This window comes from Amycolatopsis sp. NPDC043887, from assembly GCF_056435665.1.
The window spans coordinates 37,376-61,554 of sequence record NZ_JBWKEB010000029.1; the positions used below are offsets into that span (position 1 = coordinate 37,376).

General features: G+C 68.3%; 24 protein-coding genes and 1 tRNA gene. 11 read left to right on the top strand and 14 right to left on the bottom strand.

The genetic code is table 11. From position 1 onward, the window contains the following. Positions 1–118: 118 nt before the first annotated feature. Together AC069H_RS41310 and AC069H_RS41315 are read left to right on the top strand one after the other, a co-directional pair. Positions 119–856 carry a mechanosensitive ion channel family protein gene (locus AC069H_RS41310; protein WP_478230210.1) on the top strand — a complete coding sequence of 246 codons (738 nt, stop codon included), beginning with the start codon at positions 119–121 and terminating at the stop codon, positions 854–856. A gap of 216 nt (positions 857–1,072) precedes the next feature. Beyond that, on the top strand, positions 1,073–1,714 hold the full coding sequence (locus AC069H_RS41315) for a nicotinamide mononucleotide transporter family protein (RefSeq protein ID WP_478230211.1): 642 nt from the start codon (positions 1,073–1,075) through the stop codon (positions 1,712–1,714). 73 nt (positions 1,715–1,787) lie between these two features. On the opposite strand, the gene AC069H_RS41320 is transcribed toward AC069H_RS41315, so the two are convergent. Both AC069H_RS41320 and aceE read right to left on the bottom strand, forming a co-directional pair. Next, on the bottom strand, positions 1,788–2,999 hold the full coding sequence (locus AC069H_RS41320) for an alpha-hydroxy acid oxidase (RefSeq protein WP_478235949.1): 1,212 nt from the start codon (positions 2,997–2,999) through the stop codon (positions 1,788–1,790). Positions 3,000–3,122: 123 nt separating this feature from the next. Further along, entirely contained in the window at positions 3,123–5,918 is a 2,796-nt protein-coding gene (gene aceE, locus AC069H_RS41325; protein WP_478235950.1) for a pyruvate dehydrogenase (acetyl-transferring), homodimeric type, read from the bottom strand. Positions 5,919–6,322: 404 nt separating this feature from the next. Here aceE and AC069H_RS41330 point away from each other — a divergent pair, with 404 nt between their 5' ends. The 3 genes from AC069H_RS41330 (at position 6,323) to AC069H_RS41340 (ending at position 7,403) form a co-directional block, all read left to right on the top strand. Then, entirely contained in the window at positions 6,323–6,754 is a 432-nt protein-coding gene (locus tag AC069H_RS41330; protein ID WP_034311133.1) for a DUF3052 domain-containing protein, read from the top strand. A 76-nt stretch (positions 6,755–6,830) separates the two neighbouring features. Then, positions 6,831–7,292, top strand: a complete 462-nt coding sequence (locus tag AC069H_RS41335; RefSeq protein WP_016336116.1) for a peroxiredoxin — start codon at positions 6,831–6,833, stop codon at positions 7,290–7,292. 39 nt (positions 7,293–7,331) lie between these two features. Then, positions 7,332–7,403, top strand: a tRNA-Val gene (locus AC069H_RS41340). A gap of 46 nt (positions 7,404–7,449) precedes the next feature. On the opposite strand, the gene AC069H_RS41345 is transcribed toward AC069H_RS41340, so the two are convergent. Then, positions 7,450–7,578 carry a hypothetical protein gene (locus AC069H_RS41345; protein WP_478235951.1) on the bottom strand — a complete coding sequence of 43 codons (129 nt, stop codon included), beginning with the start codon at positions 7,576–7,578 and terminating at the stop codon, positions 7,450–7,452. A 50-nt stretch (positions 7,579–7,628) separates the two neighbouring features. Here AC069H_RS41345 and AC069H_RS41350 point away from each other — a divergent pair, with 50 nt between their 5' ends. Beyond that, positions 7,629–8,348 (top strand): GNAT family N-acetyltransferase, encoded by a 720-nt coding sequence (locus tag AC069H_RS41350; protein WP_478235952.1) that lies wholly within the window; start codon positions 7,629–7,631, stop codon positions 8,346–8,348. A gap of 518 nt (positions 8,349–8,866) precedes the next feature. On the opposite strand, the gene AC069H_RS41355 is transcribed toward AC069H_RS41350, so the two are convergent. Then, a complete protein-coding gene (locus AC069H_RS41355) occupies positions 8,867–9,370 on the bottom strand; it encodes a carboxymuconolactone decarboxylase family protein (RefSeq protein WP_478235953.1) in 504 nt (167 codons plus the stop codon). Between the two features lie 13 nt (positions 9,371–9,383). Between AC069H_RS41355 and AC069H_RS41360 the strand changes: the two genes are divergently transcribed. Beyond that, positions 9,384–9,902: a MarR family winged helix-turn-helix transcriptional regulator gene (locus tag AC069H_RS41360; protein ID WP_478235954.1), complete on the top strand. Its 519-nt coding sequence runs from the start codon at positions 9,384–9,386 to the stop codon at positions 9,900–9,902. Here AC069H_RS41360 and AC069H_RS41365 read toward each other — a convergent pair. Genes AC069H_RS41365 through AC069H_RS41375 form a run of 3 tightly spaced genes read right to left on the bottom strand, consistent with a single transcriptional unit; the run spans position 9,899 to position 12,473 of the window. Continuing rightward, a complete protein-coding gene (locus tag AC069H_RS41365; RefSeq protein WP_478230218.1) occupies positions 9,899–10,318 on the bottom strand; it encodes a cupin domain-containing protein in 420 nt (139 codons plus the stop codon). The two genes, AC069H_RS41360 and AC069H_RS41365, sit on opposite strands and share 4 nt — an antisense overlap. Positions 10,319–10,359: 41 nt before the next feature. Next, positions 10,360–11,856 carry an AMP-binding protein gene (locus tag AC069H_RS41370; protein ID WP_478235955.1) on the bottom strand — a complete coding sequence of 499 codons (1,497 nt, stop codon included), beginning with the start codon at positions 11,854–11,856 and terminating at the stop codon, positions 10,360–10,362. Next, the gene (locus tag AC069H_RS41375; protein WP_478235956.1) at positions 11,853–12,473 is read right to left on the bottom strand and encodes a TetR/AcrR family transcriptional regulator; all 621 of its coding nucleotides are present in this window, start codon (positions 12,471–12,473) and stop codon (positions 11,853–11,855) included. Before AC069H_RS41375 ends, AC069H_RS41370 begins: the two co-directional genes overlap by 4 nt. A gap of 63 nt (positions 12,474–12,536) precedes the next feature. On the opposite strand from AC069H_RS41375, the gene AC069H_RS41380 reads away from it, so the two are divergent. Continuing rightward, the gene (locus AC069H_RS41380) at positions 12,537–13,028 is read left to right on the top strand and encodes a DUF1453 domain-containing protein (RefSeq protein ID WP_478230221.1); all 492 of its coding nucleotides are present in this window, start codon (positions 12,537–12,539) and stop codon (positions 13,026–13,028) included. Here the strand turns inward: AC069H_RS41380 and AC069H_RS41385 are convergent. Continuing rightward, the gene (locus AC069H_RS41385) at positions 13,025–14,203 is read right to left on the bottom strand and encodes an aminotransferase class V-fold PLP-dependent enzyme (protein WP_478235957.1); all 1,179 of its coding nucleotides are present in this window, start codon (positions 14,201–14,203) and stop codon (positions 13,025–13,027) included. The genes AC069H_RS41380 and AC069H_RS41385 overlap by 4 nt on opposite strands. Positions 14,204–14,249: 46 nt before the next feature. Between AC069H_RS41385 and AC069H_RS41390 the strand changes: the two genes are divergently transcribed. Next, positions 14,250–14,879, top strand: a complete 630-nt coding sequence (locus AC069H_RS41390) for a GntR family transcriptional regulator (protein ID WP_478230223.1) — start codon at positions 14,250–14,252, stop codon at positions 14,877–14,879. 4 nt (positions 14,880–14,883) lie between these two features. Continuing rightward, a complete protein-coding gene (locus AC069H_RS41395; protein ID WP_478235958.1) occupies positions 14,884–15,645 on the top strand; it encodes a metallophosphoesterase in 762 nt (253 codons plus the stop codon). A 78-nt stretch (positions 15,646–15,723) separates the two neighbouring features. Here AC069H_RS41395 and AC069H_RS41400 read toward each other — a convergent pair whose 3' ends face one another. The 6 genes from AC069H_RS41400 to AC069H_RS41425 all read right to left on the bottom strand — a co-directional run bounded on the left by AC069H_RS41400 (position 15,724) and on the right by AC069H_RS41425 (position 22,777). Next, the gene (locus AC069H_RS41400; protein ID WP_478235959.1) at positions 15,724–17,349 is read right to left on the bottom strand and encodes a CocE/NonD family hydrolase; all 1,626 of its coding nucleotides are present in this window, start codon (positions 17,347–17,349) and stop codon (positions 15,724–15,726) included. 146 nt (positions 17,350–17,495) lie between these two features. Continuing rightward, on the bottom strand, positions 17,496–18,884 hold the full coding sequence (gene aspA / locus AC069H_RS41405; protein WP_478235960.1) for an aspartate ammonia-lyase: 1,389 nt from the start codon (positions 18,882–18,884) through the stop codon (positions 17,496–17,498). A gap of 10 nt (positions 18,885–18,894) precedes the next feature. Continuing rightward, a complete protein-coding gene (locus AC069H_RS41410) occupies positions 18,895–19,848 on the bottom strand; it encodes an asparaginase (protein ID WP_478235961.1) in 954 nt (317 codons plus the stop codon). Beyond that, positions 19,845–21,287 (bottom strand): amino acid permease, encoded by a 1,443-nt coding sequence (locus tag AC069H_RS41415; RefSeq protein ID WP_478230227.1) that lies wholly within the window; start codon positions 21,285–21,287, stop codon positions 19,845–19,847. The genes AC069H_RS41410 and AC069H_RS41415 overlap by 4 nt, the downstream gene beginning before the upstream one ends. A gap of 4 nt (positions 21,288–21,291) precedes the next feature. Beyond that, the gene (locus AC069H_RS41420; RefSeq protein ID WP_478235967.1) at positions 21,292–21,963 is read right to left on the bottom strand and encodes a FadR/GntR family transcriptional regulator; all 672 of its coding nucleotides are present in this window, start codon (positions 21,961–21,963) and stop codon (positions 21,292–21,294) included. Positions 21,964–22,375: 412 nt separating this feature from the next. Continuing rightward, positions 22,376–22,777 carry a nitroreductase/quinone reductase family protein gene (locus AC069H_RS41425; protein ID WP_478235962.1) on the bottom strand — a complete coding sequence of 134 codons (402 nt, stop codon included), beginning with the start codon at positions 22,775–22,777 and terminating at the stop codon, positions 22,376–22,378. A gap of 131 nt (positions 22,778–22,908) precedes the next feature. Here AC069H_RS41425 and AC069H_RS41430 point away from each other — a divergent pair, with 131 nt between their 5' ends. Further along, entirely contained in the window at positions 22,909–23,994 is a 1,086-nt protein-coding gene (locus AC069H_RS41430) for a plasmid pRiA4b ORF-3 family protein (protein ID WP_478235963.1), read from the top strand. Positions 23,995–24,179 lie beyond the last annotated feature (185 nt).

Below are 24,179 nucleotides of genomic sequence, written 5' to 3' on the forward strand. Positions count from 1 at the left end.
CCCGCTAGCTCACTCACTCGATCGTGGGGTGCCGAGTTGCCGGTGCGGGGCTGGTGATCAACGATCCCTCGCAAGCCGCACCGGGTAGGTCGCGGATGCGCAGAGGAGGGAGTTCGCCGTGGGCGAGCAGCTGAAAGACGGTCTGGGACAAGCATGGAACCTTGTCGCCACCTTCGTGCCGAAATTGATCGGTTTCCTGATCATCCTGTTGATCGGCTGGCTGATCGCGAAAGCCGTGTCGAAGGCATTGGGACTGGTTCTGTCGAAGATCGGTTTCGGCAAGCTCATCGAGAAGACCGGACTCACCGGAACGCTCAAACAGGCGAATGTCGACGCGGGCGGGATCCTCGTCAAACTCGTGTACTACTTCATTCTCCTGATCGCGCTGCAGCTCGCGTTCGGCGTATTCGGTGAGAGCAATCCGGTCAGCGCACTGCTCAACGACATCATCGCCTTCCTGCCGCGGATCCTGGTGGCACTGGTGCTGGTGATCGTCGCGGCCGCCGTCGCGAAGGTCGTCCGCGACCTGGTGACCGGAGCGCTGTCCACCCGGCCCGCGGGACGGCTGCTCGGCACGATCGCCTACTGGATGATCATGGCGTTCGGCATCATCGCCGCACTCGGCCAGGTGAACATCGCGACCGCGATCACCGGGCCGGTCCTGATCACTGTCCTCGCCACCATCGGCGGCGTGATCGTCGTCGGCTTCGGCGGCGGACTGATCAAGCCGGCGCAGGACCGCTGGCAGGGCTGGCTGGCCAACCTGCAGGGCCAGCTGGAGGCCGGGGACGGCAAGCAGGAGGTCCGTTCGGAGCCGCCGACTTCGCCCGTGGGCATCGGTCGCGTAGATTCCTGAGCATCCGCGCGGGCCCGGTGATCGAGGAAGGCACCGGGCCCGCGTGGAGTCGAAAGGGCCCATCGCCGCGGAACACGCGGTGGAGGGCCCTTTTTCGCACCCTGTGAGATCTCCTCAGCGTCCCTCGAGTCGCCCGCCTGTTCCGCACCTCACACTCCCTAGGGAATGGGGCCGGAACGGAGCATGTTGGAGCGGTAGACGGAGAGGGGTGCGGACGTGGACTTCCTGCTGCACAACGGTGTCACGGTGCTCGGACAATGGATCTCGTTCGCCGAGCTGGCGGGCCAGATCTTCGCGCTGGCCGTGGTCTTCCTGGCGCAACGTCGCACGTTGTGGACGTGGCCGGTCCAGGTCGGCGCCACCGTGCTGTTGTTCTCGGTCTACCTCTCCGCGCATCTCGGCGGGCTCGCGACCAGGCAGATCGCGATCCTCGCCATCTCGATCTACGGCTGGTGGGCGTGGTCCCGCCGCAGCGACCCGGTCTACGGCGTGGTCGTCCGCAAGGGCAGGCTCGGCGAGCGCCTGGCGATGATCGGCGCGTTCGCGATCGGCACCACCGCGATGGCGCTGGTCCTCGACGCGCTGAACGCCTCGTGGGCGCCATGGCCGGACGCCGCGATCTTCGTCGGCACGCTGGTCGCCTTCGCCGCGCAGGGCGCGGGTCTCGTCGAGTTCTGGCTGGTGTGGCTGGTCGTCGACGCGATCGGCGTGCCGCTTCAGCTCTCTTCGGGCCTGTACTTCTCCGCGGCGGTCTACATCGTGTTCGCCGGGCTGGTCGTGCACGGCTGGTGGAGCTGGAACCGCACCGCCAAGCAGGTCCGGACGGCGCCGGCCGGGGTCACCACGGCCTCTGCCTGACCCGCGTTTCGTCCTCTGGATGCGGTAGTTGCCGATACGAACTACCGCATCCAGAGGACGAAACGCGTGCGGGTCAGCGCATGGTGGCGTGCGACGGCTTGAGGTCGGCGAGCGTGCGGACGCCCAGCAGCTGCATCGTCCGGACCATCTCGGCGCGCAGGATGTCCACGCACCGCTGAACGCCGCGCTCGCCCCCGGCCATCAGGCCGTAGAGGAACGCGCGCCCGATGAGCACCGCGTCCGCGCCGCGCGCGATCGCGGCCACGATGTCGCCACCGGAGAGGATGCCGGTGTCGACCCACACCTCCGCATCGCCCTGGATCTCGTCGAGAACCGCCGGGAGCAGTTCGATCGGTGTCGGCGCGCGGTCGAGCTGACGGCCGCCATGGTTGGACAGCAGCACCGCGTCGGCGCCGTGTTTGACCACGTCCCGCGCGTCGTCGACGTTCTGGATGCCCTTGACCACGAGCTTGCCCGGCCAGGTCTGGCGGACCCAGTCGAGGTCGTCGAAGTTCAGGGTCGGGTCGAAGAGCTGGTTGAGCAGTTCGGCGACCGTGCCGTCGAACTGGCTCAGCGACGCGAAGGTCAGCGGCTCGGTGGTCAGCAGGTTGAACCACCACGCCGGATGCATCGCGCCGTCGACGAAGGTCTTGAGGGTGAGCGCGGGCGGGATGGTCAGCCCGTTGCGAACGTCGCGCAGCCGCGCGCCCGCGACCGGGGTGTCCACCGTCAGCATGAGCGTGTCGAACCCGGCGGCCCAGGCGCGATTCATCAGATCTTCGCCCGCCTTGTGGTCGCGCCAGACATAGAGTTGGAACCACTTGCGGGCCTCGGGGGCAGCCGCCGCGAGATCTTCGATCGACGTCGTCGCCATCGTCGACAGGCCCATCGGGATGCCGTTGCGCTGCGCGACACGGGCCACCGCGGACTCGCCCTCGTGGTTCATCATACGGGTGAACCCGGTCGGCGCGAACGCGAACGGCAGCTCCGAACGCCTGCCGAGGATCTCCTTGCCGGTGTCCACATCGGACACCCCGCGCAGGACGTTCGGGTGGAACTCGATGCTGCGGAAGGCCTGCCGGGCGCGGCGGAGGCTGTCCTCCAGCTCCGCGGCGCCGTCCGTGTAGTCGAACGCCGCCCGCGGCGTGCGCTTGCGGGCGAGCATCCGCAGGTCGGCGATCGTGTGCGCGCCAGCCAGCCGTCGGTCGGTCGGGTTGAGCACGATCGGCTTCGGCCGCAGGATCTGCTTCAGCTCACTCGGCTTCGGCAGTCGACGCTTGGTCACAATCGCTCACCCTTCCCTGCTTCCGCAAACATCCGATGTCTCACCCTAGCTGCTCCGCCGCCGGATGCAATGAAGGGACCTTTCCTTGCGAAATTCGCAAGGAAAGGTCCCTTCATCTCAGCGTCAGGCGCTACCGGAGTCCGACAGCTGCGGACCCGCGGCGGCGACGTCGTCGAGGCGGTACTTCCGCGCCGCATCGGCCACCTTCGCCCGGTCGAATTCGCCGCGCTTGGCGAGCGCGCTCAGCGTGCCGACCACGATCGACTGGGCGTCGACCAGGAACTTCCGCCGGGCGGCCGGGCGGGTGTCGGAGAACCCGAACCCGTCGGTGCCCAGCGTCAGCATGTCGTTCGGCACCCACGGGCGGATGAGGTCCGGCACGGCGCGCATCCAGTCCGAAACCGCGACGACCGGCCCGTTCGCGCCGGACAGCTTCTGCGTGATGTACGGCACACGCGGGGAGTCGCCCGGGTGGAGCAGGTTGTCGTGGTCGGCCTCGACGGCCTCGCGCCGCAGCTCGGTCCACGACGTGGCCGACCACACGGCCGCGCGGACGCCCCACTCCTCGGCCAGCATCTGCTGGGCGCGGAGCGCGTCCGGCATGGTGACGCCGGAGACCAGGATCTGCGCCTCCGGGCCCTCGCCCGACGGCGCGTCGGCGTACTTGTAGAGACCCTTGAGCAGGCCGTCGACGTCGAGGTTCTCGGGCTCGGCGGGCTGCTGGTAGGGCTCGTTGTAGATCGTCATGTAGTAGAAGATGTTCTCGCCGTTGCCGTCCGGCCCGGTCTCGCCGTACATCCGGCGAAGACCGTCCCGCACGATGTGGGCGATCTCGAACGACCACGCCGCGTCGTAGGCCACGACGGCCGGGTTGGTCGCCGCCAGCAGCAGCGAGTGCCCGTCGGCGTGCTGCAGGCCCTCACCGGTCAGCGTGGTGCGGCCGGCGGTGGCGCCGAGCACGAACCCACGGGCCATCTGGTCGGCCGCCGCGTAGAGGCCGTCACCGGTCCGCTGGAACCCGAACATCGAGTAGAAGATGTAGATCGGGATCATCGGCTCGCCGTGCGTGGCGTACGAGGTGCCGACGGCGGTGAACGACGCGGTCGAACCCGCTTCGTTGATGCCCTCGTGCAGGATGACGCCCTTTTCGGACTCCTTGTAGGCCAGCATCAGGCTCGCGTCGACCGACGTGTACGTCTGGCCGTGCGGGTTGTAGATCTTGGCCGTCGGGAACATCGAGTCGAGACCGAAGGTGCGCGCCTCGTCCGGGATGATCGGGACGATCCGCTTGCCGATCTCGGAGTCCTTCGCCAGCTCGCGGACGAGCCGGACGAACGCCATCGTGGTGGCGACCTCCTGCTTGCCCGAGCCCTTGCGGAGGCCTTCATAGACCTTGTCGCCGGGCAGCACGAGCGCCTTCGAGGCCTTCGGGCGCCGCTCCGGCAAGAACCCGCCGAGCGCCTTCCGGCGGCCGATCATGTACTCGATCTCCGGCGATTCCTTGCCGGGGTGGTAGTACGGCGGCAGCTTCGGGTCGCGCTCGAGCTCCTCGTCGCTGATCGGGATGCGCTGGGCATCCCGGAACAGCTTGAGGTCGTCGAGGGTGAGCTTCTTCATCTGGTGCGTGGCGTTGCGGCCCTCGAAGGACGGTCCGAGGCCGTAACCCTTGATGGTGTGGGCCAGGATCACCGTCGGCTGGCCGTGGTGCTCCAGCGACGACTTGTAGGCCGCGTAGACCTTGCGGTAGTCGTGCCCGCCGCGCTTGAGGTTCCAGACGTCGGCGTCGGTGAGGTCCTTGACCAGCTCCTTGGTCCGCGGGTCGCGGCCGAAGAAGTGCTCGCGGACGAAGGCGCCGTCGTTGGCCTTGTAGGTCTGGAAGTCGCCGTCCGGCGTGGTGTTCATCAGGTTGACCAGCGCGCCGTCACGGTCCGCGTGCAGCAGCGAGTCCCACTCGCGGCCCCAGATGACCTTGATGACGTTCCAGCCGGCGCCGCGGAAGTACGACTCCAGCTCCTGGATGATCTTGCCGTTGCCGCGCACCGGACCGTCGAGCCGCTGCAGGTTGCAGTTGATCACGAAGGTCAGGTTGTCGAGGCCTTCGCCGGCGGCCACGTGGATGAGGCCGCGCGATTCCGGCTCGTCCATCTCGCCGTCGCCGAGGAACGCCCAGACGTGCTGGTCGCTGGTGTCCTTGATGCCGCGATCGCGCAGGTAGCGGTTGAACCGCGCCTGGTAGATCGCGTTCATCGGGCCGAGGCCCATGGACACGGTCGGGTTCTCCCAGAACTCCGGCATCAGCCGCGGGTGCGGGTACGACGGCAGGCCGCCGCCCTCGCCGGCGTGCGAGAACTCCTGGCGGAAGCCGTCCAGCTGGTTCTCGGTCAGCCTGCCCTCGAGGAACGCGCGGGCGTAGATACCGGGGGAGGCGTGCCCCTGGATGAAGATCTGGTCGCCGCCGCCCGAGTGGTCCTTGCCGCGGAAGAAGTGGTTGAAGCCCACTTCGTACAGCGCCGCGGACGAGCCGTAGGTCGAGATGTGCCCGCCGACGCCGACGCCGGGACGCTGCGCGCGGTGCACCATGATCGCGGCGTTCCACCGGATGTAGGCGCGGTAGCGGCGCTCGATCTCCTCGTCACCGGGGAACCAGGGTTCGTTCTCCGTGGGGATGGTGTTGACGTAGTCCGTCGACGTCAGCGCCGGGACGCCGACGTGGCGTTCCCTGGCCCGCTCGAGGATGCGCAGCATCAGGTACCGGGCGCGCTGCTGACCACCCCTGGCCAGCGCCTCGTCGAAGGAGTCCAGCCATTCGGCGGTCTCCTCCGGGTCGATGTCGGGCAGGTGCGCCGCCAATCCGTCACGGATGACGCGGACGCGTGCCGGGGTCTCCTTGCCGGAGGCGCCGTCGTTCTGCGGGGCCAAGGGGTCTCCTTGCGAAAGGTGGTAGCTGGTTGTGCTCGTACGCGGGCGTGTTCGCCTTCCATCGTCGTCCTCCGGTTCCGTTCCCGTCACCGCTACTGATCGGTAACGTTCGCGGACCCGATTGCGACACGCCTCGCACGCGCCTGTACTCGCGCGCGCGTTTTTTCTCTCTCACCCTAAAGCAGGGCGTTCGGAGGTGCCCAGGCGCGCCCGAATTGACCCCGTGAGAGTGGGCTGAATGTCCGTACGCCGCGACACGAGTTGTTCAAGATCCGGTGTGGACGGTTGCGCGGATCGCTTCACCAGTGTTCGCTAACGGGCATCGTGTACCCGAGTGTGGTGCCCGCCCGGCCGATCAGGCCGACGCGACACCATGCTCCGTCGTAGTTGGAGGAGTGACAGCAGTGGTCGCCGCGGGAGACGCTGATCAGAGCAGCGTCGCCGAAAGGCTCGGGATCAAGCCGGACATGGTGGTCCAGGAGATCGGCTGGGACGAGGACGTCGACGACGACCTTCGTGCGGCGATCGAGGAACAGATCGGCGGCGACATCCTCGACGAGGACGCCGACGAGGTCATCGACGTGGTGCTGCTGTGGTGGCGCGAAGACGACGGTGATCTCGGTGACACGCTGATCGAGGTCCGGACTCCCCTGAACGAGAACGGCGTGATCTGGGTGCTGACCCCGAAGACGGGCCAGCCCGGGCATGTCGAGCCGAGTGAGATCGCCGAAGCGGTGCCGCAGGTCGGGCTGGCGCAGACGGCCAACATCAGCGCCGGCCCCAAGTGGGCGGGCACCCGGCTGGTTTCGCCGAAGTCGTCCAAGACCAAGCGGTGACCTCTCCGGGCGCGCGATCGACACGATAGGGTTGTCGTCGCAGGCCCCTGTTCGCTCTTGAGAGGAAACCGCCGGTATGGCCGTCGAGGTCGGATCGCAAGCCCCGGACTTCACGCTCAACGACTACAACAAGCAGTCCGTGACGCTGTCATCCTTCAAGGGTGACAAGCCGGTCCTGCTCGTGTTCTACCCGTTCGCGTTCAGTGGCATCTGCACCGGCGAGCTGTGCCAGCTCCGCGACGAGTTCGCGGACTACGACGGCCAGGGCGTCCAGGTCATCGGTGTGTCCGTGGACACCCCGTTCTCGCTCAAGGCGTGGGCCGAGCAGGAGGGTTACCAGTTCCCGCTGCTTTCGGACTTCTGGCCGCACGGCGAGGTCGCGAAGGCCTACGGCGTCTTCAACGAGGCGGCCGGCCTGGCCACCCGTGGAACCTTCCTGATCGACAAGGACGGCGTCGTGCGGTTCGCCGAGGTCAACCAGCCCGGCGAGGCGCGCGACCAGCAGGCGTGGAAGAAGGCCGTGGCCTCGCTGGCCTGAGTCTTCACCGGTGGCACCCGTGCTCGGGTGCCACCTCCCGGGCGCATAGCTCAGCGGGAGAGCACTCGGTTTACACCCGAGCGGTCGTAGGTTCGATCCCTACTGCGCCCACGAACGGATTTGGGGCCCCCGGAGATCATCGAGGGCCCCGTCGATCTCAAGCCAGGCTCTCGATGATGTGCCGGCGCACCGGCACATCCCGCCAGGCCCGCGCCGCGGCGATCCTCGGGAATCCGATCATCGCGGCACTTCCCGCCCGGTCGCCCTCCTGTCCTCGTGCGGTCATCGGCTGGTCCTTTGCCACCGCGCGAATGCTTCCCGGACTTCGGCGGAAGAGTGCCCGAGGGCGCTGTCGTCCGGCTCGGCGGGAGTGAGCCGCGGGATGTGCACCACGAGATCGAAGGCATCCAAAGGGGCCAAGTCGCCGTAGAACGAGCCGCGCTGCACCACCCCGACTCGAAACTCGTGGTGGACGTCAACCGGCCCGAGCGCATCGCGGGCCTGGCCGAACTCGTCCGCTCCCGGGGGTTCGTGCCGGTGCGCTACTTCCAGCGGATGGAGCACTCGCTCGGCGCCTTGAACGGTCCTGTGATCCCCCGAGGGTTCCGGGTCGAGCCGTGGTCGGAGCGGAACGACGAGGACTTCCGGACGGTCAGGAACGAGGCCTACCGCGACTGCTGGGGCGCGGTGCCGATGCCAGTCGAGCTCTGGCGGAACAAGATCACCAACCAGACTTTCCGGCCTGAGGTCAGCTTCTTGCTTCGCGAGGCGGGCGGTGCGGTCGGGATGCTGGTGACCCTGTGCTGGGACGCGGACACGGAGGCCACCGGCGTCCGCGACGCGCACTTCATGATGATCGGAACGCTTCGGGAGCACCGGCGGCGAGGTGTCGCCGGAGCGCTGATGGGACACGCGTTGCGGGCCGCCGCTGACCAGGGGTACGACCGCGCGAGTTTGAACGTGGACTCGGCGGATCATTCGGGCGCGTTCGGGGTCTTCGAGAAGGCGGGTTTCGTCCCGACGATGCGCTACGTGCGCTGGGCGCTCGAAGCCTGACGTCACTCACGAAGCGTTCGGTGAGAATCAGACCGGCACTGCAGTACATGAAGGCTGAGCCGAGGGAAGGGTCCTTCACGCGCGGCCGCTGTGACCGCTGTGGTTGCTGTTGCAGGTGGGGGCCACGTGGCAATCCTGAGGGTAGTGAAGGCCTCCTTCACTGCCCTCAGGGTAGGCAAGGAGGCCTTCACGGACCACCGCGATCCGGACTCGGCCACCCCGCCCTCCGCATTTAGTCGACTAAATGCGCTCAAGACACGTGAAGGCCCCCTTCCCTCGACTGAGCCGAGGGAAGGGGGCCTTCACGCACCCCCAACACCTGTGGAACGTTTCCGGTTTCGGCGGTCTGGTCTGCCCCCTCGGCAGGCCAGACCGCCGGTGTGCGCCGCGCCGCGGGTGGCGAACTTTCGGCTACACAAGAGAAGAGGCGGGCGGGGCTGCCCAGATACGTCAAGATCGGCGTCCATTGGAGTGATCCGGGCCACGAGCGGCGATCACGCAGAGCGACGAGGACACACCTAGGCGCGGATGAGCCTGTTCGCCAAGGTCGACATCGTGTAGGCCCCGATGCCCATGACGACTTCGAGGGCGTTCCGTTCGGTGTATCCGTGCCCGAAGAAGGTCCGCAGGGTCTCGTCGTCGACACCACCGGCGGTGTCGAGTACGGCGAGCGTGAACTGCCGGACGGCTTCCAGGCGCTCGTCGGGCACCGGCTCCTGGGAGCGAAGCGCCGCGATGACGTCGTCGTCCGCGTGGAGAGCCTTCAGCTTGCCGGTGTGGATCTCGACGCACACCGCGCAGCCGTTGCGGGTCGCCACGGTCATCACGACCGTCTCCCGGGCGAGGGGTTCGAGTGTGGTCCGCTCGAAGCTCGCGCTCAGTTTCAGGAACCCGTCGAGCAGTTCCGGTGACGACGCCTGCCGGGCGACGGCGGTGGGGAGGTGGCCGAACTTCCGGATGGTCGCCTCCATCGAGCGACGCGAGGCTTCGGGCGCGGTTTCGACGGTGTGATCGGTGAACAAGGCTTCCCCTAAGATGGTCAACGTGGTTGACGAAAAGGTAAACCAAGTTGTCGATTTGGGCAAGCGGGTTCCCGATCCGCCCGGGTACGAGCTGCCTCTCCTGCTGTTCGCGGGCTTCCGCTCGATCATCGACCGGATGCACGCCGAGCTGGCCGAGCAGGGGCATCCCGACGTCCGCCCGGCGTACGGCTTCGCCATGCAGGCGATTGGCCGCGAGGGCGCGACGGCGAGCGAGATCGGGCGGCGGCTCGGCGTGAGCAAGCAGGCGGCGGGCAAGACCGTCGACAAGCTGGAGCAGCTCGGCTACGTCGCGCGTGTCGACGACCCGGCCGACGCCCGGCGCAAGGTCGTGCGGCTCACCGGCCGCGGGTTCGACTCACTCGGCCGGACGGCGGCGATCTTCGAGGAGCTGCGCAAGGAGTGGGCCGCCACGCTGGGCGTCGAAAGGGTCCGCGCGCTCGAAACGGACCTCCGCACGATGGCGCCCGCGGACGGCTTCCGTCTCGACGTGGCGGGCTGGTTCGGGGCCTAGAAAGGGCAACCGGGGTTCGGCGCGTCCTGCGACAGCGGACTTCCGTGCGGCAGCACGTAGAGCACCTCCAGCACCACCGGCGTCGCCCCGAGATTCCGTCCGATGTGGACGGTGTCGCTCGGTTCGGTGAAGACGGCACCCTTGCGGTACAAGCCGTCGAGCCCGCAGTCGGCCGAGTTGTGCGTCAGCGTGCCTGCCTTGACGTACGCGTGCAGCGTGCCGTCGTGGTAGTGCCAGCCGGTGTAGCCGCCGGGCTGGATGACGACCTCGCGCAGCACGTAATCGGTGTTCCCGACCGTCTGCTGGTGGAAGATCGTCCCGGTCACGCCGGAGCCGGGCGTCGCGTCGGCCGTCGCGGGGACGGCCAGCGCGAGAACGAGGGTGGCGAGCAGTGTGGTCACGGACCGCAGGCGCATGAACGAACCGTACCGCGACCGGCACTGCCCGAAAGGGCCGTTCAGTCCGCCCGAAGTGTCCGCCGTGGCATCTTGCCGCTCTCGGTCCGCGGCAGCCGCTCGCGGAAGTCGAACCGGCGCGGCGTCTTGAACCCGGCGAGCTCGGCTCGGCAGTGCTCTTCAAGCCGCTTCGCCAGCGCGGAGTCCCCGGCCGTCCCCTCGACCGGTTGGACGACCGCGACGACCCGTTGTCCCCACTCGGGATCCGGTTCCCCGATCACCGCGACGTCGGCGACGTCGGGATAGCTCAGCAGCCGCGCCTCGATCTCGGCCGGGTAGATGTTCACGCCACCGGAAAGGATGAGATCCGTCCGCCGGTCGCACAGGAACACCCGCCCCGCGGTGTCGAGATAGCCGACGTCCCCGACGGTGACGAACTCCCCGGAACGCGCGGCGGCCGTCTTGTCCGGATCGTCGTGGTAGTCGAATTTCGTGTGCGCGGAACTGAAGTAGAGCGTCCCGGTCTCGACGGCGGGGAGTTCGCGGCCGTCGTCGTCGAGCACCTCGACCCGCACGCCGTCCAGCGGTGTGCCGACCGTGCCCGGCGCGGCGAGCCAATCGCGCGCGTGCACGGCCGCGATCAGGCCCTCGGACGCGCCGTAGTACTCGTGGACCACCGGTCCGAGCCAGGCGAGCATCCGCTCCTTGACCTCCTTCGGGCACGGCGCGGCACCGTGGATGACCGACGTCAGGCTCGACAGGTCGTACCGCGCGCGGACGTCCTCGGGCAGCCGGAGCATGCGGTGGAACATCGTCGGCACCAGATGCGTGCTCGTCACGCGGTGCCTTTCGGTGAGCCGCAGCGTTTCCTCGGCGTCGAACCGGTCCATCAGCACGAGCGTGTGCCCGAGATGCAGGATCGCGGTCGAGAACATGCCCGGCGCCGCGTGGTAGAGCGGGCAGGCGACGAGGTGCACGCCGTGCCCCGGCCGGACGTCCAGGCGGTCGAGGACGTTCGCGTGGATCGGGTGCAGCGCGGGCGGCCGCCCGGACAGGGCGCGCCGGACGCCTTTGGGGCGCCCCGTGGTCCCGGAGGTGTAGAGCATCGTCTGGCCCGCGGTCCGCTGCTCGGGCGTGGTGGTGGGCCGGCCCGCGCCCCACGCCGCGTAGTCCGCCCAGCCGGGTGTCTCTCCGCGCGAAAACCGGTGCAGGCCCTGCAATTCCGTGGTGCACGTGACGGCGATGTCCGCGTCCGCGACGGCGACCTTGGCGCCGCTGTTCGCCGCGATGTAGGCGATCTCGCCCGGTGAGGACCGATGGTTGACCGGCGTGAAGTACATCCCCGCCTGCAAGGTCGCCAGCAGGAGCTCGTAATAGGCGAGTCCATTGTGGATGATCGCGACGATGCCGTCGCCCTCGCCGATGCCGAGTGCCCGCAAGGCGTGGGTCAGCTGATTCGCACGCGCCGACAGCTCGCCGAAGGTGGTCTCGCGCCCGTCGACGTCTATCACCGCGACGCGGCCTGGATCCCGCTCCGCGACTTCGTAGAAGGTGCTCATTTCGCCTCCGATTCGGGGCGCCGCAGGCTCTCCAGGTGCCGCCGGAGCACCGTGCGCATCAGCTCCGGCGAAGTCCGGCCCGTCGACAACGCGAGCCCGTCCAGCAGCGCGGCCAGCCGTTCGGTCTCCACGGTCAGGTCGAGGTCTTCGAGGAGACCCCCCGCTTCGTTCGCTCCGTCGAGCACGCGCCGGACGAGGGCGCGGACCCCGTCGTACATGCGGGCGGCCTCCTCGGCGAGGTCCGGGCGGTTCTTCGCGGCGGCCGAAAACGCCAGCCAAACGTCGGTTTCGGCCCGGGTCTGCTCGGTGAGCGGGAGCAGTTCGCTGAGCAGTGCTTCGGTGATCTCCTGCCGACGTGAGCGCGGTGTCGCGGGGTCGAGCAGGTCGGGGAGATGCCCCAGCAGCCTCGCCTCGAGCCGGTCACCGAGCGACCGCATGGCGAACACGATCAGCTCGTCGTGGCCGCGGAAGTAGTGCCGCACCGAGCCGATCGCGAGGCCGGCCTCCTCGGCCACGCTTCGGAGCGACGCCTGCGCGAGGCCGTCCCGCTGGATCACCCGGAAGACGGCTTCGGCTATCTCAAGGCGCCGGGCATCGGGGTCGACGATCTTGGGCATGTTGCCTTTATAGCACGACCTTGCTATTTTATTTAGCACAGGCATGCTGCAAAGGGGGAGTCCATGCGGACCTGGTTGCTGATCGCGCTGGTCGTCGCCGTGGTGATCGTGATCGTCGTGCGCAGGCTGCGCGGGGAGCCGCTGGTCGCCCGCGAGGTGTTCGGGGCGCCGGTGGTCCTGCTCGCGATCGCGGGCTACGGCCTGACCAAGCTGGAAAGCTTCACCTTCACGGACGGCGCCTGGCTCGTGCTGGGTTCCGTCGTCGGATGCGGCCTCGGCGCGGTGCGCGCCGCCACCACGAAGCTGTTCGAGCGCGACGGCGTGCTGTGGCTGCGCTACACCGGCTGGACGTTCGGCGTCTGGGTGCTGTCGATGCTGGTGAACTTCGGGGTCGGCTTCCTGGCCACGATGGCCGGGGCACATCCCGACGCGCGGCCGGTGACGCTGTCGATCGGTGTCAGCCTGCTGGGGGAGGCGTTGGTGCTCGGTATGCGCGCGAAGACGACGGGGCTGCCGTACGCCCCGCCGTCCGAGTCGGTGCTTTCCCGTCGCTAGGCCAGTTTTCCGACTTCGCCGACGAGGAGGGCGATGTCGTCTTCGGTATTGAAGTAGTGCACCGAAGACCGGACCAGTGGCGGCAAATTACGCTCGACGAAATCGAACTGGGCGGACGTCGCTTCAGTGACACTGACGTTGATCTTCGCCGCGGCCAGGCGCTGTTTCACTTCCTGCGACGGTGTTTTCGCCACGCTGAACGTGACGATCCCGCACTGTCGCGCGCCTTGGTCGTGGACGCGGACACCGGGTATCTCGCGGAGCGCGTCGCGTAGTTTCACCGCGAGGGCGGCGACGCGAGCTTCGATGGCGGGCATGCCCCATTCGAGGGCGTAGTCGATCGCCGCGCCGAGGCCGTGCAGGGCGGCGTGATCGCGTTCCCAGACCTCGAACATCTTCGCCGTCGGATCGACTTCGTAGGTTTCGGGCGCGGTCCACGCTGCCGAGTGAAGGTCGAGCATCGCGGGCTCGACGCGCTCGCGCAGCCGCGGGTGCGCGTACAGGAATCCGGTGCCCCGCGGACCGCGCAGGTACTTGCGGCCGGTGACGCTGAGGGCATCGCAGTTCAGGCGCGCGACGTCGAGGTCGATCTGGCCGGCGCTCTGGCACGCGTCCAGCAGGAACGGGATCCCGGCCTCGCGCGCGACCGCGCCGATCTCTTCGGCGGGGTTCACCAGTCCACCCTGAGTGGGTACGTGGGAGACGGCGATCAGTTTGACGTCGCCGTCGACGCGGCGCTTGAGGTCCTCGACGTCCAGTTGCCCGGACTCGTCGTTGTCGACCACCTCGACGACGGCGCCGGTGCGCTTCGCGATCTGCAAGAAGGAGATGACGTTGCTCGCGTACTCGGATTTCGCCGTCAGGATCCGGTCTCCCGCGGCGAAGGGCAGCGCGTAGAAGATCGCCTGCCACGACCGGGTCGCGTTGTCGGTCAGGGCGATGTCTTCGGGGCCGGCGCCGACGAGGCGCGCGGCCGAGGCGTAGACGCCGTTCATCCGCTCAACGGTCGCCGCGGCCTGCTCGTACCCGCCGATCAGGGCTTCTTCCCGCAGGTAGCCGACGACGGTGTCGGTCACCCGGGCGGGTGGCAGAGACGATCCGGCGTTGTTGAGGTGGACCACTTCCGCGCAGCCCGGTGTCTCGGCGCGGGCGCGGTGCACATCGAAGTCCGTCATGCCTAACTGAATACAGTACGACCGAAGTGCATGCAATACTGCACCGATGACGAGGAACCTGCTCCGGCGCGACCTCACGGAGGAGATCACCGCCCGCGTGCTCGACGGCCGCATCGCCGCCGACAGCCGCATCAACGAGGTGCACCTCGCCCGCGAACTGGGCGTCAGCCGGACCCCGTTGCGCGAGGCGCTGATCGGGCTGGCCGACCGCGGCCTGCTCGTCTCGGCGCCGAACCGGGGTTTCCTCGTGCCGCCGTTCGACCCGGACGAGGCCCGGCAGCTGTACCCGCTCGTCGCCGAGCTCGAATCGCTCGCGTTGCGCTGGAGTTCGCCGCAGGACCTCGCCGGGCTCACCGGCGGACTGGACCGGATCACCGCCGAGATGGCCGCGGAACTCGCCCGGCAGGGCGATCTGTCCAGTTTGGACGACCGTTGGCACGCGTTGCTCGTCTCGCGGTGCACGAATCCGCATCTGCTGCGCCTGCTCGAGCAGACGAAGCCGCTGCTGAAACGCTATGACGCGCGCTATTTCGGTGGCGTCGAATGCGCCAGGGAGAGTATCGATGAGCACCACCGGATCGTCGAGGCGATCCGCGTCTCCGACCTCGCGACGGCGATGGAGCTGCTCGTGCGGAACTGGGTGAAAACGTTGGCATATCTGGAAGACATGGGGTGACACGATGTTCGTGACGGCACATCTGAGCGACAACCATCTCGACGGCGGCGAGCGCGCCGACGAACGCACCGCACAGGTCATGCGGTACCTGGAAGGCCTGGCGACACCGGTCGACGCGATCTTGGTGACCGGCGACGTCACCGACCACGGCACCCTCGAGGAATACCGGCGCGCGGCCGAGCTCTTCAAGACCGACGTCCCGCTCTTCGTCTGTCCTGGCAACCACGACAAGCGCGGCCCGTTCCGCGAAGGGCTGCTCGGCCAGGCGCCGGGTGACGCCCCGGTCAACGCGGCGCACACGGTCGGCGACGTCACGTTCGTCATGGCCGATTCGACCATCCCCGGCAAACCCGACGGGCAGTTCGACGACGAGACCATGGCCTGGCTGGACGACGTACTCGGCGACGGCGATGGCCCCGCCTTCATCGCCTTCCACCACCCACCGGTCGCGCTCGGGCTGCCGCTGGTGGACGCGATGCGCCAGTACGGTGAGGAAAAGCTGGCCGAGGTGCTCGCGCGTCACCCGCGCGTGGTCGCCCTGCTCTGCGGGCACGTCCACGCCGCGGCGTCGACGACGTTCGCGGGAGTGCCGCTGCGGTCGGCGCCGTCGGTCGGGTCGAGCATCCTGTTCCCGTGGGAACGGAACGGACTGCGGTCCTGGAGTGAAGGCGGACCGATCGACTACGACCTGCCGCCGTCGCTGCTGTTCCACGTGCTGCACGACGACGGCAGGCTGACCACGCACCAGCGGGTCGTCCCGGCCTGACGAGGAGTCAGGCGAGGCGGCGCCGTCGCGAGGTGTCGCGAAAGCCACTCTCGCGACACGCTCCTGTGCTCTCCATCCTCACTGGCCGCCGAACACCGGCAGCGTGATCCGCGACGGGTGCGCGGGGTCGTGGAAGATCTCGAACCGCGCGGGTTTCCCATCCACCGCGCTGAAAACCGGCTCGCCGGTGCCGTGGTTGCGGGCGAAGCGCGGGAACGCGCCGCCCGCGACCTGCACCCGCAGGCGGTGCCCGCGCCGGAACCGGTACGCCGTCGGATCGAGCAGGATCTCGGCGGCGACCACACCGTCCACACCGGACTCCGGGTCGCCGGGTCGCAGGCGGAGGATCCCGTCGGTGACGTTGCGGGAGACACCACGACGGTCCACATCGTACAGCCGGACGAACACGTCGCCGTGCCCGACGTCGGTCCGGACGTGCACCAGCGCGGAGATCTCGCCGATGACGTCGAGATCGCGCTCCAGCACGTCACCGGTGAACAGCAGTACGTCCGGCCGGGCCTCGATTTCCTTGTTGTCCTGCTGTTTCTGCACGCCCGACAGAAGCGGGCCGCCGACCGTCGGCGTCGGGTCGGCCGGATCGAAGGTGAACTTGCCCGGTTTCGACTCCACCGGCGCATCGAGGGAAAGCCTGCCGGGACGCAGGAAGTACGGGGTGGTGTCGGACTCCGGTGGCCAGCTTGCGAAGTCGAGCCACCGCCCAGAACCCTGGAGATACAGGCGCACGGGTGACTGCCTGAGCGGTGCGCGATCACCCAGGAGGTGGGCGGAGAGGAAGCCGATCTGGTCGGTGATCAGGGTTTTCAGGCTCGCGGGCTCGCCGTGCGCCCACGGGCCGATGGTGATCCGCGGTGCGCGTCCGGCCGCGGCGAGTTCCTTGAAGTCGCGCAGCTGGGCGGAGATGAACAGGTCGTACCAGCCGGTCACCATGGACACCGGGGTCGTCAGCGCGGCGACCTCGGCGCTGTGATCCGACGGCGCCCAGAAGTCGTCGCCGGGTTCGGCGTGCGCGGAGACGTCCTGCAGGAACCGCACCTGCTTGCCGATGGCCGCGACGTCGGCGCCGGAAACCGGCAGATATGCCATGGCGCGGCGGGTCTTCTTCGTCTGCCAGGGATTCGGCAGGCCGGCGAACCGGCCTTCCTGGCGGCCGATCAGCGCCGACCACGAGACCATGTTGTCGACAGCGAGGATTCCGCCGGGATAAAAGGTCGACACGAACTCCGAAGCGGTGACGCCGAGACACAGCGCTTCGAGCGGCTCGCCGAGATACGGCGCGACGGCCCACTGCGTGTGGCCGAGGTAGCTCGCGCCGGCCATCGCGACCCGGCCGTCACACCATGGCTGCTCGCGCAGCCACGCGACGGTGGCGAGGCCGTCCTCCTTCTCCAGGTGGAAGGGCCGGAATTCGCCGCCTGAGCCGAAGGTCCCGCGAGTGCTCTGGAGGACCGTCTGCAACCCGTGCCGCGCGAACGTCTCGCCGAAGATCTTGCCCATCAGGCCCTTGCGGCCGTACGGCGTGCGGATCAGCACCACCGGTCGCGGCTCGTCGCCTGGGACGGCGTAGCGATCCGCCAGCAGCCGGACACCGTCGGGCATCGGGACGGGGATCGCCTTGGTCACCGAGGGGGCGGGGCCTTCGGCGGGTGGGAGGCCGAGGTACCGGTCGAGGAGTCGGTCGAGCACACTGGCCGCCTTTCGCGCGGAGGATCACCTTCCGCTTACGACCGTACCCGCATGTCAGGAATGTGGCTTTCAGGACGAAAAATGTCCTGAAAGCCACTTTCCTGACACTGGCGCGGGGCGGACCGCCCGGTACCGCCCCGCGGGTCTCAGGAAAGCCGGGCGAGCGTCTCCGGCTTCAGCAGCTTCGCCAGCTCTTCGGCGGGCAGAAGCCCCTTCTCGACGACGAGTTCCGCCACCCCGCGCCCGGTCTGGAGCGCCTCTTTGGCGATCTCGGTCGCCGCCGCGTACCCGATCTTCGGGTTCAGCGCGGTCACCAGCCCGATCGAATTCTCGACGTAGCCCCGCAACACGTCCGCGTTCGCGGTGATCCCGGAGACGCATCGTTCCGCCAGCACCAGGCACGCCGACCGCAGATGCGTGATGCTCTCCGAAAGCGAATGCAGGATCAGCGGCTCGAAAGCGTTGAGCTGCAGCTGCCCGGCCTCGGCCGCCATCGTGACGGCGACGTCGTTGCCGATGACCTCGAACGCGACCTGGTTGACCACCTCGGGGATCACCGGGTTGATCTTGCCGGGCATGATCGACGACCCGGCCTGCACCGGCGGCAGGTTGATCTCGTTGAGCCCCGCCCGCGGCCCGGACGAGAGCAGCCGCAGATCGTTGCAGCTTTTGGAAAGTTTCACCGCGATCCGCTTGAGCACGCCGGAAAGGTGCACGAACGCGCCGCAGTCCTGTGTCGCCTCGACGAGGTCCGCCGCGGACACGACGGGCAGGCCGGTGATCTCGCGCAGATGCGCGACGGCGGCCTCGGCGTATCCGGGCGCGGCGTTGAGCCCGGTGCCGATCGCGGTCGCGCCGAGGTTGATCTCGTGCAGCAGCGTCACCGCTTCGGTGAGCCGAAGCCGGTCTTCGCCGAGCATGACCGCGTAGGTGCCGAATTCCTGCCCCAATGTCATCGGGACGGCGTCCTGCAACTGCGTGCGGCCCATCTTCAGCAGATCGCGGAACTCGACGGCCTTGGCCGCGAAAGCCTGTTCCAGCACGACCATCGCCCCGGCCAGTTCGCGGACGGCGATGATCGTCGCGACGTTGACCGCGGTCGGGTACGCGTCATTGGTCGACTGCCCGAGGTTCACGTGCTCGTTCGGGTGCACGCGGGCGTAGTCACCCTTCTCGTGCCCGAGCAGTTCGAGCGCGCGGTTCGCGATCACCTCGTTGGCGTTCATGTTCGTCGAGGTGCCCGCGCCGCCCTGGATGACGTCGACGACGAACTGGTCGTGCAACGCGCCTTCGCGGATCTCACGGCACGCCCGGCGGATCGCGTCGGCGACGTCCGGCTCCAGCAACCCGAGGTCGGCGTTGGCACGGGCGGCGGCCTCCTTGACCGAGGCGAGCGCCGCGATCAGGTGTGGGTACGCGGAGATCGCGGTGCCGGTGATGGGGAAGTTCTCCCTGGCACGGGCGGTGTGCACGCCCCAGTAAGCGTCGGCGGGGACTTCCTTGTCCCCCAGCAGATCGTGTTCCACGCGGTGCATCGAAGACTCCTCAGGCGGCGAGGTCGAGTTCGGCCAGCGCGCCGGTCACGCGCAGGCCGGGGGTGGGCTCCAACACGTTCTGGTCTACACCGCACAACGCGAGCGTGGCGGCGAGCACGGGCCGTCGCGCACGGTCACCGCCGTCGGCGATCTTGAGCGCGATCGCCGTCCCGTCCGGGAGGGCGGCGACCTGGACGGCTTCGAAACCGTCCTTGGCGATCAGGCCGGGCACCGCGCGCATGAGCGCGGTGACGTCGCGACGGGTGCCGGCGACCAGTTCCGGATGCTTCCGGATCCCTTCGGCGACAAGGCCTTCCGGTGTCCCCGGCGCCGACGCGGCGATTTTGCCGACCGCACGGGCGAGCCCGCGCAGCGAGACCGCGAACAGGGGAGCGCCACAGCCGTCGGCGGCCACCTTCGGGACGCGTTGCCCGGTCAGGTCTTCGACGCACTCCGCGATCGCGTGCTGAAGCGGATGGCCGGGATCCAGGTAGTCCTTTGTGGACCAGTCGTGCAGGCGGCACGTCGCGAGCATGGCGGCGTGCTTGCCGGAACAGTTGTGCGCCACCCGCGAAGCCGTCCGTCCGGACGCGACCCACGCGTCGCGTTCGACCGGGTCGAACGGCAGGTCCTCCGGCGTCCGCAGATCCTCCGTGGTGAGCCCGGCGCCGTCGAGCGTCCTGCGCACCTCGGCCAGATGGATCTCCTCGCCGGAGTGGCTGGCCGCCGCGGCGGCGAACCCGGCGGGGCTCAGGTTGACCCCGAGCCGCGCCATCGCCGTGGCCTGCAAGGGTTTCGCGGCCGACCGCGGGTAGAACGCCGCCTCGATGTCGCCCGCGGCGAACAGCACGCGGCCGTCGGGAGCGAGTACCACGGCCGAACCGTGGTGCACCCCCTCGACCATTCCGTCGCGGAGGAGGTGCACCAGCGGTTCGTGCGCGGGGACGCGGATCTCCGGGATCACAGCTTCGTCTTTTCGAATACGTCCATGTTGATCCGCTTGCGGACCCCGAACCAGCCCGCCACCAGCGCGAGCCCGATGACCGGCAGACAGTACAGGGTGATCCGGCCGGTCTCGTCGAAGCCCATCAGCACCACGACCGCGGCGAGGAAGATCAGCGTCGCGATCTCGGTGTAGGGCGAGAACGGCAGGCGGTACGACGGGCGCTCGACCTCGCCGCGCTTGGCCTTGCGGACGAACAGCAGATGGGACAGCACGATGATCGCCCAGGTGCCGAGGATGCCGATGGCGGCGAAGTTCAGCACGATCTCGAAGGCCTGGCTCGGCACGACGGCGTTCAGGCCGACACCGACCACGCAGACCGCTGAGGTGAGCAGGATCCCGCCGTAGGGCACGTGGTTCTTGTTCATCACGCCGGTGAACTTCGGCGCGGAACCGGCCAGCGACATCGACCGCAGGATGCGGCCGGTGGAGTAGAGGCCCGAGTTGAGGCTGGACAGGGCCGCCGTCAGCACCACCAGGTTCATGACGTTGCCCGCCTGCGGCACCCCGATATGCGAAAGCACGGTGACGAACGGGCTCTCGTTCTTCGAGTAGGAGTCCCACGGCATCAGCATCGCCAGCAGGACGACCGAGCCGACGTAGAAGATCCCGATCCGCCACATGATCGAGTTGATCGCCTTCGGCATGATCTTGCGCGGGTTCTCCGTCTCGCCGGCGGCGACGCCGACCAGTTCGACCGAGGCGTAGGCGAACACGACACCCTGGACGATCAGCACCATCGGCAGCAGGCCCGCGGGGAAGATCCCGCCATGGTCGGAGATCAGCGAGAAGCCCGGCGTCGTGCCGTCGATCGGCTGCTGCGTGACCAGCAGGAAGATCCCGATCCCCATGAAGGTCACCAGCGCGGCGACCTTGATGATGGCGAACCAGAACTCCATCTCGCCGAACAGTTTCACCGAAACCATGTTCAGCGCCAGCACCACCGCCAGCGCGATGAGCGCCAGCACCCATTGCGGGATCGGCGTGAAGAACGACCAGAAATGCGCGTACAGCGCGATCGCGGTGATATCCGCGATACCGGTCGTCGACCAGTTCAGGAAGTGCATCCAGCCCGCGACGAAAGCGCCCTTCTCACCCATGAATTCCCGGGCGTAGGAGACGAAGGCACCGGAGGAGGGGCGGTACAGGATGAGTTCGCCGAGCGAACGCACCACGAAGAACGCGAAGAGGCCGCAGACCGCGTACACGATCGCGAGCGCGGGGCCCGCCTGCGCGAGCCTGCCGCCCGCGCCGAGGAACAGGCCGGTGCCGATGGCGCCGCCGATCGCGATCATGTTGACGTGGCGGGGTTTCAGCGCCTTGTCGTAGCCGGCGTCACCGGCGTCGGCGAGCACCGGCGCCGATTTGCTGTCGTCCGCGCTGAGGGTCTGTTCGGTCACGATGTCAGTCGTCCTTGTCCTGCTGCGTCGTGTGGCCCGGCCGCACGATGGTGGTGAGCGCGTCCTCGACGTGTTCGAGATGGGAGGCCATCGCCGCGACGGCGTCGGCTTCGGAGCCGGCGGCGATGGCGGTGACGATCTCACGGTGCTCGGTGTTCGAGCGGGTCCGACGGTCCCCCAATTGGTTGAGAAAGGACGACTGGCGGGCCAGCGCGTCCCGGATCTCTTCGATGACCTTGCCGAACACCGGATTGCCCGAAGCCTGGGCGATGGTGATGTGGAACAGCGAGTCCAGCGCCACCCACGCGGTGTTGTCGGTTTCGACGTCCATCCGCTCGACGAGGTGACCGAGCAGGTCCAGGTCGTCGGTGCCGCGGCGCAAGGCCGCGTAACCGGCGACGGGGATCTCGACGTGCCGCCGGACCTCGAACAGGTCACGGGCCGAGTAAGTCCCGAAGGTGGGGTTCTCGACCGGCCCGGTGGCGGTCACGAAAGTCCCTTTGCCCGTTTTGGACACGGTGAGCCCGAGTGCCTGCAGCCCCCGCAACGCTTCGCGGACGACCGAACGGCTGACCTCGAACTCCTTGCCGAGCGCGGATTCCGACGGCAGTTTCTGGCCGACGGGGTACTCGCCGCGCTCGATGGCACCGCGGAGGTGGGCCAGAACGGCCTCCATCGCGCTGACGCGTCGTGGACCACCGTGTCCGGCTGTCTGGCTGTCAGACAGGTTCATGAGACGAGATCGTGCGGTCGCGCGCGACTCTTTGTCAAGCGTTCGGCCGAGCGCCTCGATCCAGCCTGCGAGGCCCGCTTCAGCGGGGTAAGGGGAAGCCGTACTGCGGGCTTTTACGGCCACGAACCTCTGGCGCGGCAGTGTTCTTGCCGTGGGAGGTGGTGAGCGTCACAGCTCCGCGTGAGGTGATCGTGAGTGTTTGGGGCCGTCAGAGCCAAGGGTGTCCGTGAAGGCCTCCTTGCCTACCCTGAAGGTAGTGAAGGAGGCCTTCACACCTTGCCAAGTACATGAAGGCCCCGTCGTGAGTGGCGATTCGGGTTAGAACCCGAAACGCCACTCACGACTCCCGCGAACTTCAGACGCGGTGGAGCGCGATCACCGGGAACGGCCGCGTGGTCTTCGACTGATGTTCGGCCAACCGCGGGAACGCCTTCGCCTGCTTCGCGAACAGACGGTCCCGAGCCGCTCCGGTGACCTCGACCGCGTGCGCGGTGAAGGCCTCTCCGTCCGCCTCGACGTCGACCGACGGCTCCGCGACCAGGTTGCGATACCAGTCCGGGTGCCCGGGCGCGCCACCGTTGGCGGCGAAGACGACGTAGCGGTCGTCGTCGGCCAGGAACAGCATCGGCGTCACGTGCCGTCGTCCCGTGCGGGCGCCGGTGGTGGTGAGCAGCAACGTCGGAAGACCGTCGCCGTGGCGGCCGTTCGCGCGGAACTCCGCGATCACGCGCTCGTTCATGGCCTGCAGGTCGATCATCAACTCTCCGGGCGGTTCGGTGATCTTGGCGGCTGGCCAGTCTGCCCATCCACGCCCAGGTCGGCAAGCATTTTTCGATCCCGGCTGCTCACGACGCCGAAACTGTCGGTGCCGGTGGCGATACTGATTCCGTGTCCCCCGTCAGCCGCGGCCGCAAACCCGCCAAACGACCGAAGAGCCCGCGCTCCCGCCGTCCACGTCCGCCTCTGGACGTGGCCAGGGTGGAGCGCTGGCCGAAGCTGCTCCACGGGCCGATCGAGCTTTCGGATTGTGTGGTCCAAGGCCAGGTGGATCAGGATCTGGTCGTCCTGGCCGCCAAGCTGACCGCCGGCAAACGCTCGGTGGGGGTCGAGGTGGTGGTCAACGATCGCGAGGTCGACGTGATCGAGCTCCATCCCGAACCCGAGGACGCACTGGCGGTTCTTCGCAACGGCTTCGAGGTGACCCAGGCGCCGCTGACACCCGAAGAGTTCCGGAACCAGGTCGAAGCGGCCTTGATCGCCAAGGCGGACCGCGACGCCTGGATTCGGGAGAGGGTTCCCAAGCTCATGGAACTGGGGAGAGATCCGAGACCCGATCTGCCCGAGCGTGCGGCTCAATTGCGCCGGTGGCTCGGTCTTCCCGACTACGAACCGCTGCCTCGCATACCGTCGGCCGAGCCGCTGCCGCTCGTCCTGCCCCCGCCCGTGCCGGTCACCGGGCTCTGGCTGGCGGTCGCCCTGTCCGAACCGGACGACGCGATCTGGCGAAGGCTCGAAGTCCGCTCCGACGTCACCCTCGCCGGACTGCACCGGATCCTCGCGGCCGCGTTCGACCGGGACGAGCGGCGGCATCACCGGTTCGAGACCGCGTACGGAGGCTTCAGCGTCGACGCGCAGAGCGGTGAGGGCGAACGGCTGGACGACGAAGTGACACTCGGCCAGGTAGTCACGTCGCCCGGCCACCGGCTCCTCTACGAGGTGGAGAAGTGGACGCACTGGATCCGCGTCGAGCAGCTGGTCGCCCTCCCCGAAGCACCGAGCTGCCTCGGCGGTGAACGTGCCGCCCCTCCGGCGGAATGCGAAGACGAGCAGAGCTACGAGATGTTGCTGGAAGCCCTGCGTGATCCCGACGACGAAGAGAACGAGGAACTGCTCGAAGAGCTCGGCGGCTTCGGGTTCCATCCGGAGTGGTTCGACAGGGAGGAGGTCAACGAGCGGCTGGCCCGGCAGAGCTGATCCCGCGCCCCGTTCGGGGGTAACCGAGGTCATCGCGAACCGCACCGCGTCGGTGCTTGGCGGCGGCCGGTCGGAGGGGGAGACTGGCCCTCGCCGGGGTGCCATCCCGCCCGGGCGCCGTCGGACCTCGGCGCATAAGGTGGGAGGACCGGCCCGCGTCAAGCAGCCAGGGATCCGTCTGCCTA

Excerpts from the sequence above, each read along its gene's own strand:
- AC069H_RS41335 (WP_016336116.1), top strand. The coding sequence starts at position 6,831 with ATGGCCGTCGAGGTCGGATCGCAAGCCCCGGACTTCACGCTCAACGAC.
- AC069H_RS41345 (WP_478235951.1), bottom strand. The coding sequence starts at position 7,578 with ATGACCGCACGAGGACAGGAGGGCGACCGGGCGGGAAGTGCCGCGATG.
- AC069H_RS41360 (WP_478235954.1), top strand. The coding sequence starts at position 9,384 with ATGGTCAACGTGGTTGACGAAAAGGTAAACCAAGTTGTCGATTTGGGC.
- AC069H_RS41365 (WP_478230218.1), bottom strand. The coding sequence starts at position 10,318 with ATGCGCCTGCGGTCCGTGACCACACTGCTCGCCACCCTCGTTCTCGCG.
- AC069H_RS41370 (WP_478235955.1), bottom strand. The coding sequence starts at position 11,856 with ATGAGCACCTTCTACGAAGTCGCGGAGCGGGATCCAGGCCGCGTCGCG.
- AC069H_RS41375 (WP_478235956.1), bottom strand. The coding sequence starts at position 12,473 with ATGCCCAAGATCGTCGACCCCGATGCCCGGCGCCTTGAGATAGCCGAA.
- AC069H_RS41380 (WP_478230221.1), top strand. The coding sequence starts at position 12,537 with ATGCGGACCTGGTTGCTGATCGCGCTGGTCGTCGCCGTGGTGATCGTG.
- AC069H_RS41385 (WP_478235957.1), bottom strand. The coding sequence starts at position 14,203 with ATGACGGACTTCGATGTGCACCGCGCCCGCGCCGAGACACCGGGCTGC.
- AC069H_RS41390 (WP_478230223.1), top strand. The coding sequence starts at position 14,250 with ATGACGAGGAACCTGCTCCGGCGCGACCTCACGGAGGAGATCACCGCC.
- AC069H_RS41395 (WP_478235958.1), top strand. The coding sequence starts at position 14,884 with ATGTTCGTGACGGCACATCTGAGCGACAACCATCTCGACGGCGGCGAG.
- aspA (WP_478235960.1), bottom strand. The coding sequence starts at position 18,884 with ATGCACCGCGTGGAACACGATCTGCTGGGGGACAAGGAAGTCCCCGCC.
- AC069H_RS41420 (WP_478235967.1), bottom strand. The coding sequence starts at position 21,963 with ATGGAGGCCGTTCTGGCCCACCTCCGCGGTGCCATCGAGCGCGGCGAG.
- AC069H_RS41425 (WP_478235962.1), bottom strand. The coding sequence starts at position 22,777 with ATGATCGACCTGCAGGCCATGAACGAGCGCGTGATCGCGGAGTTCCGC.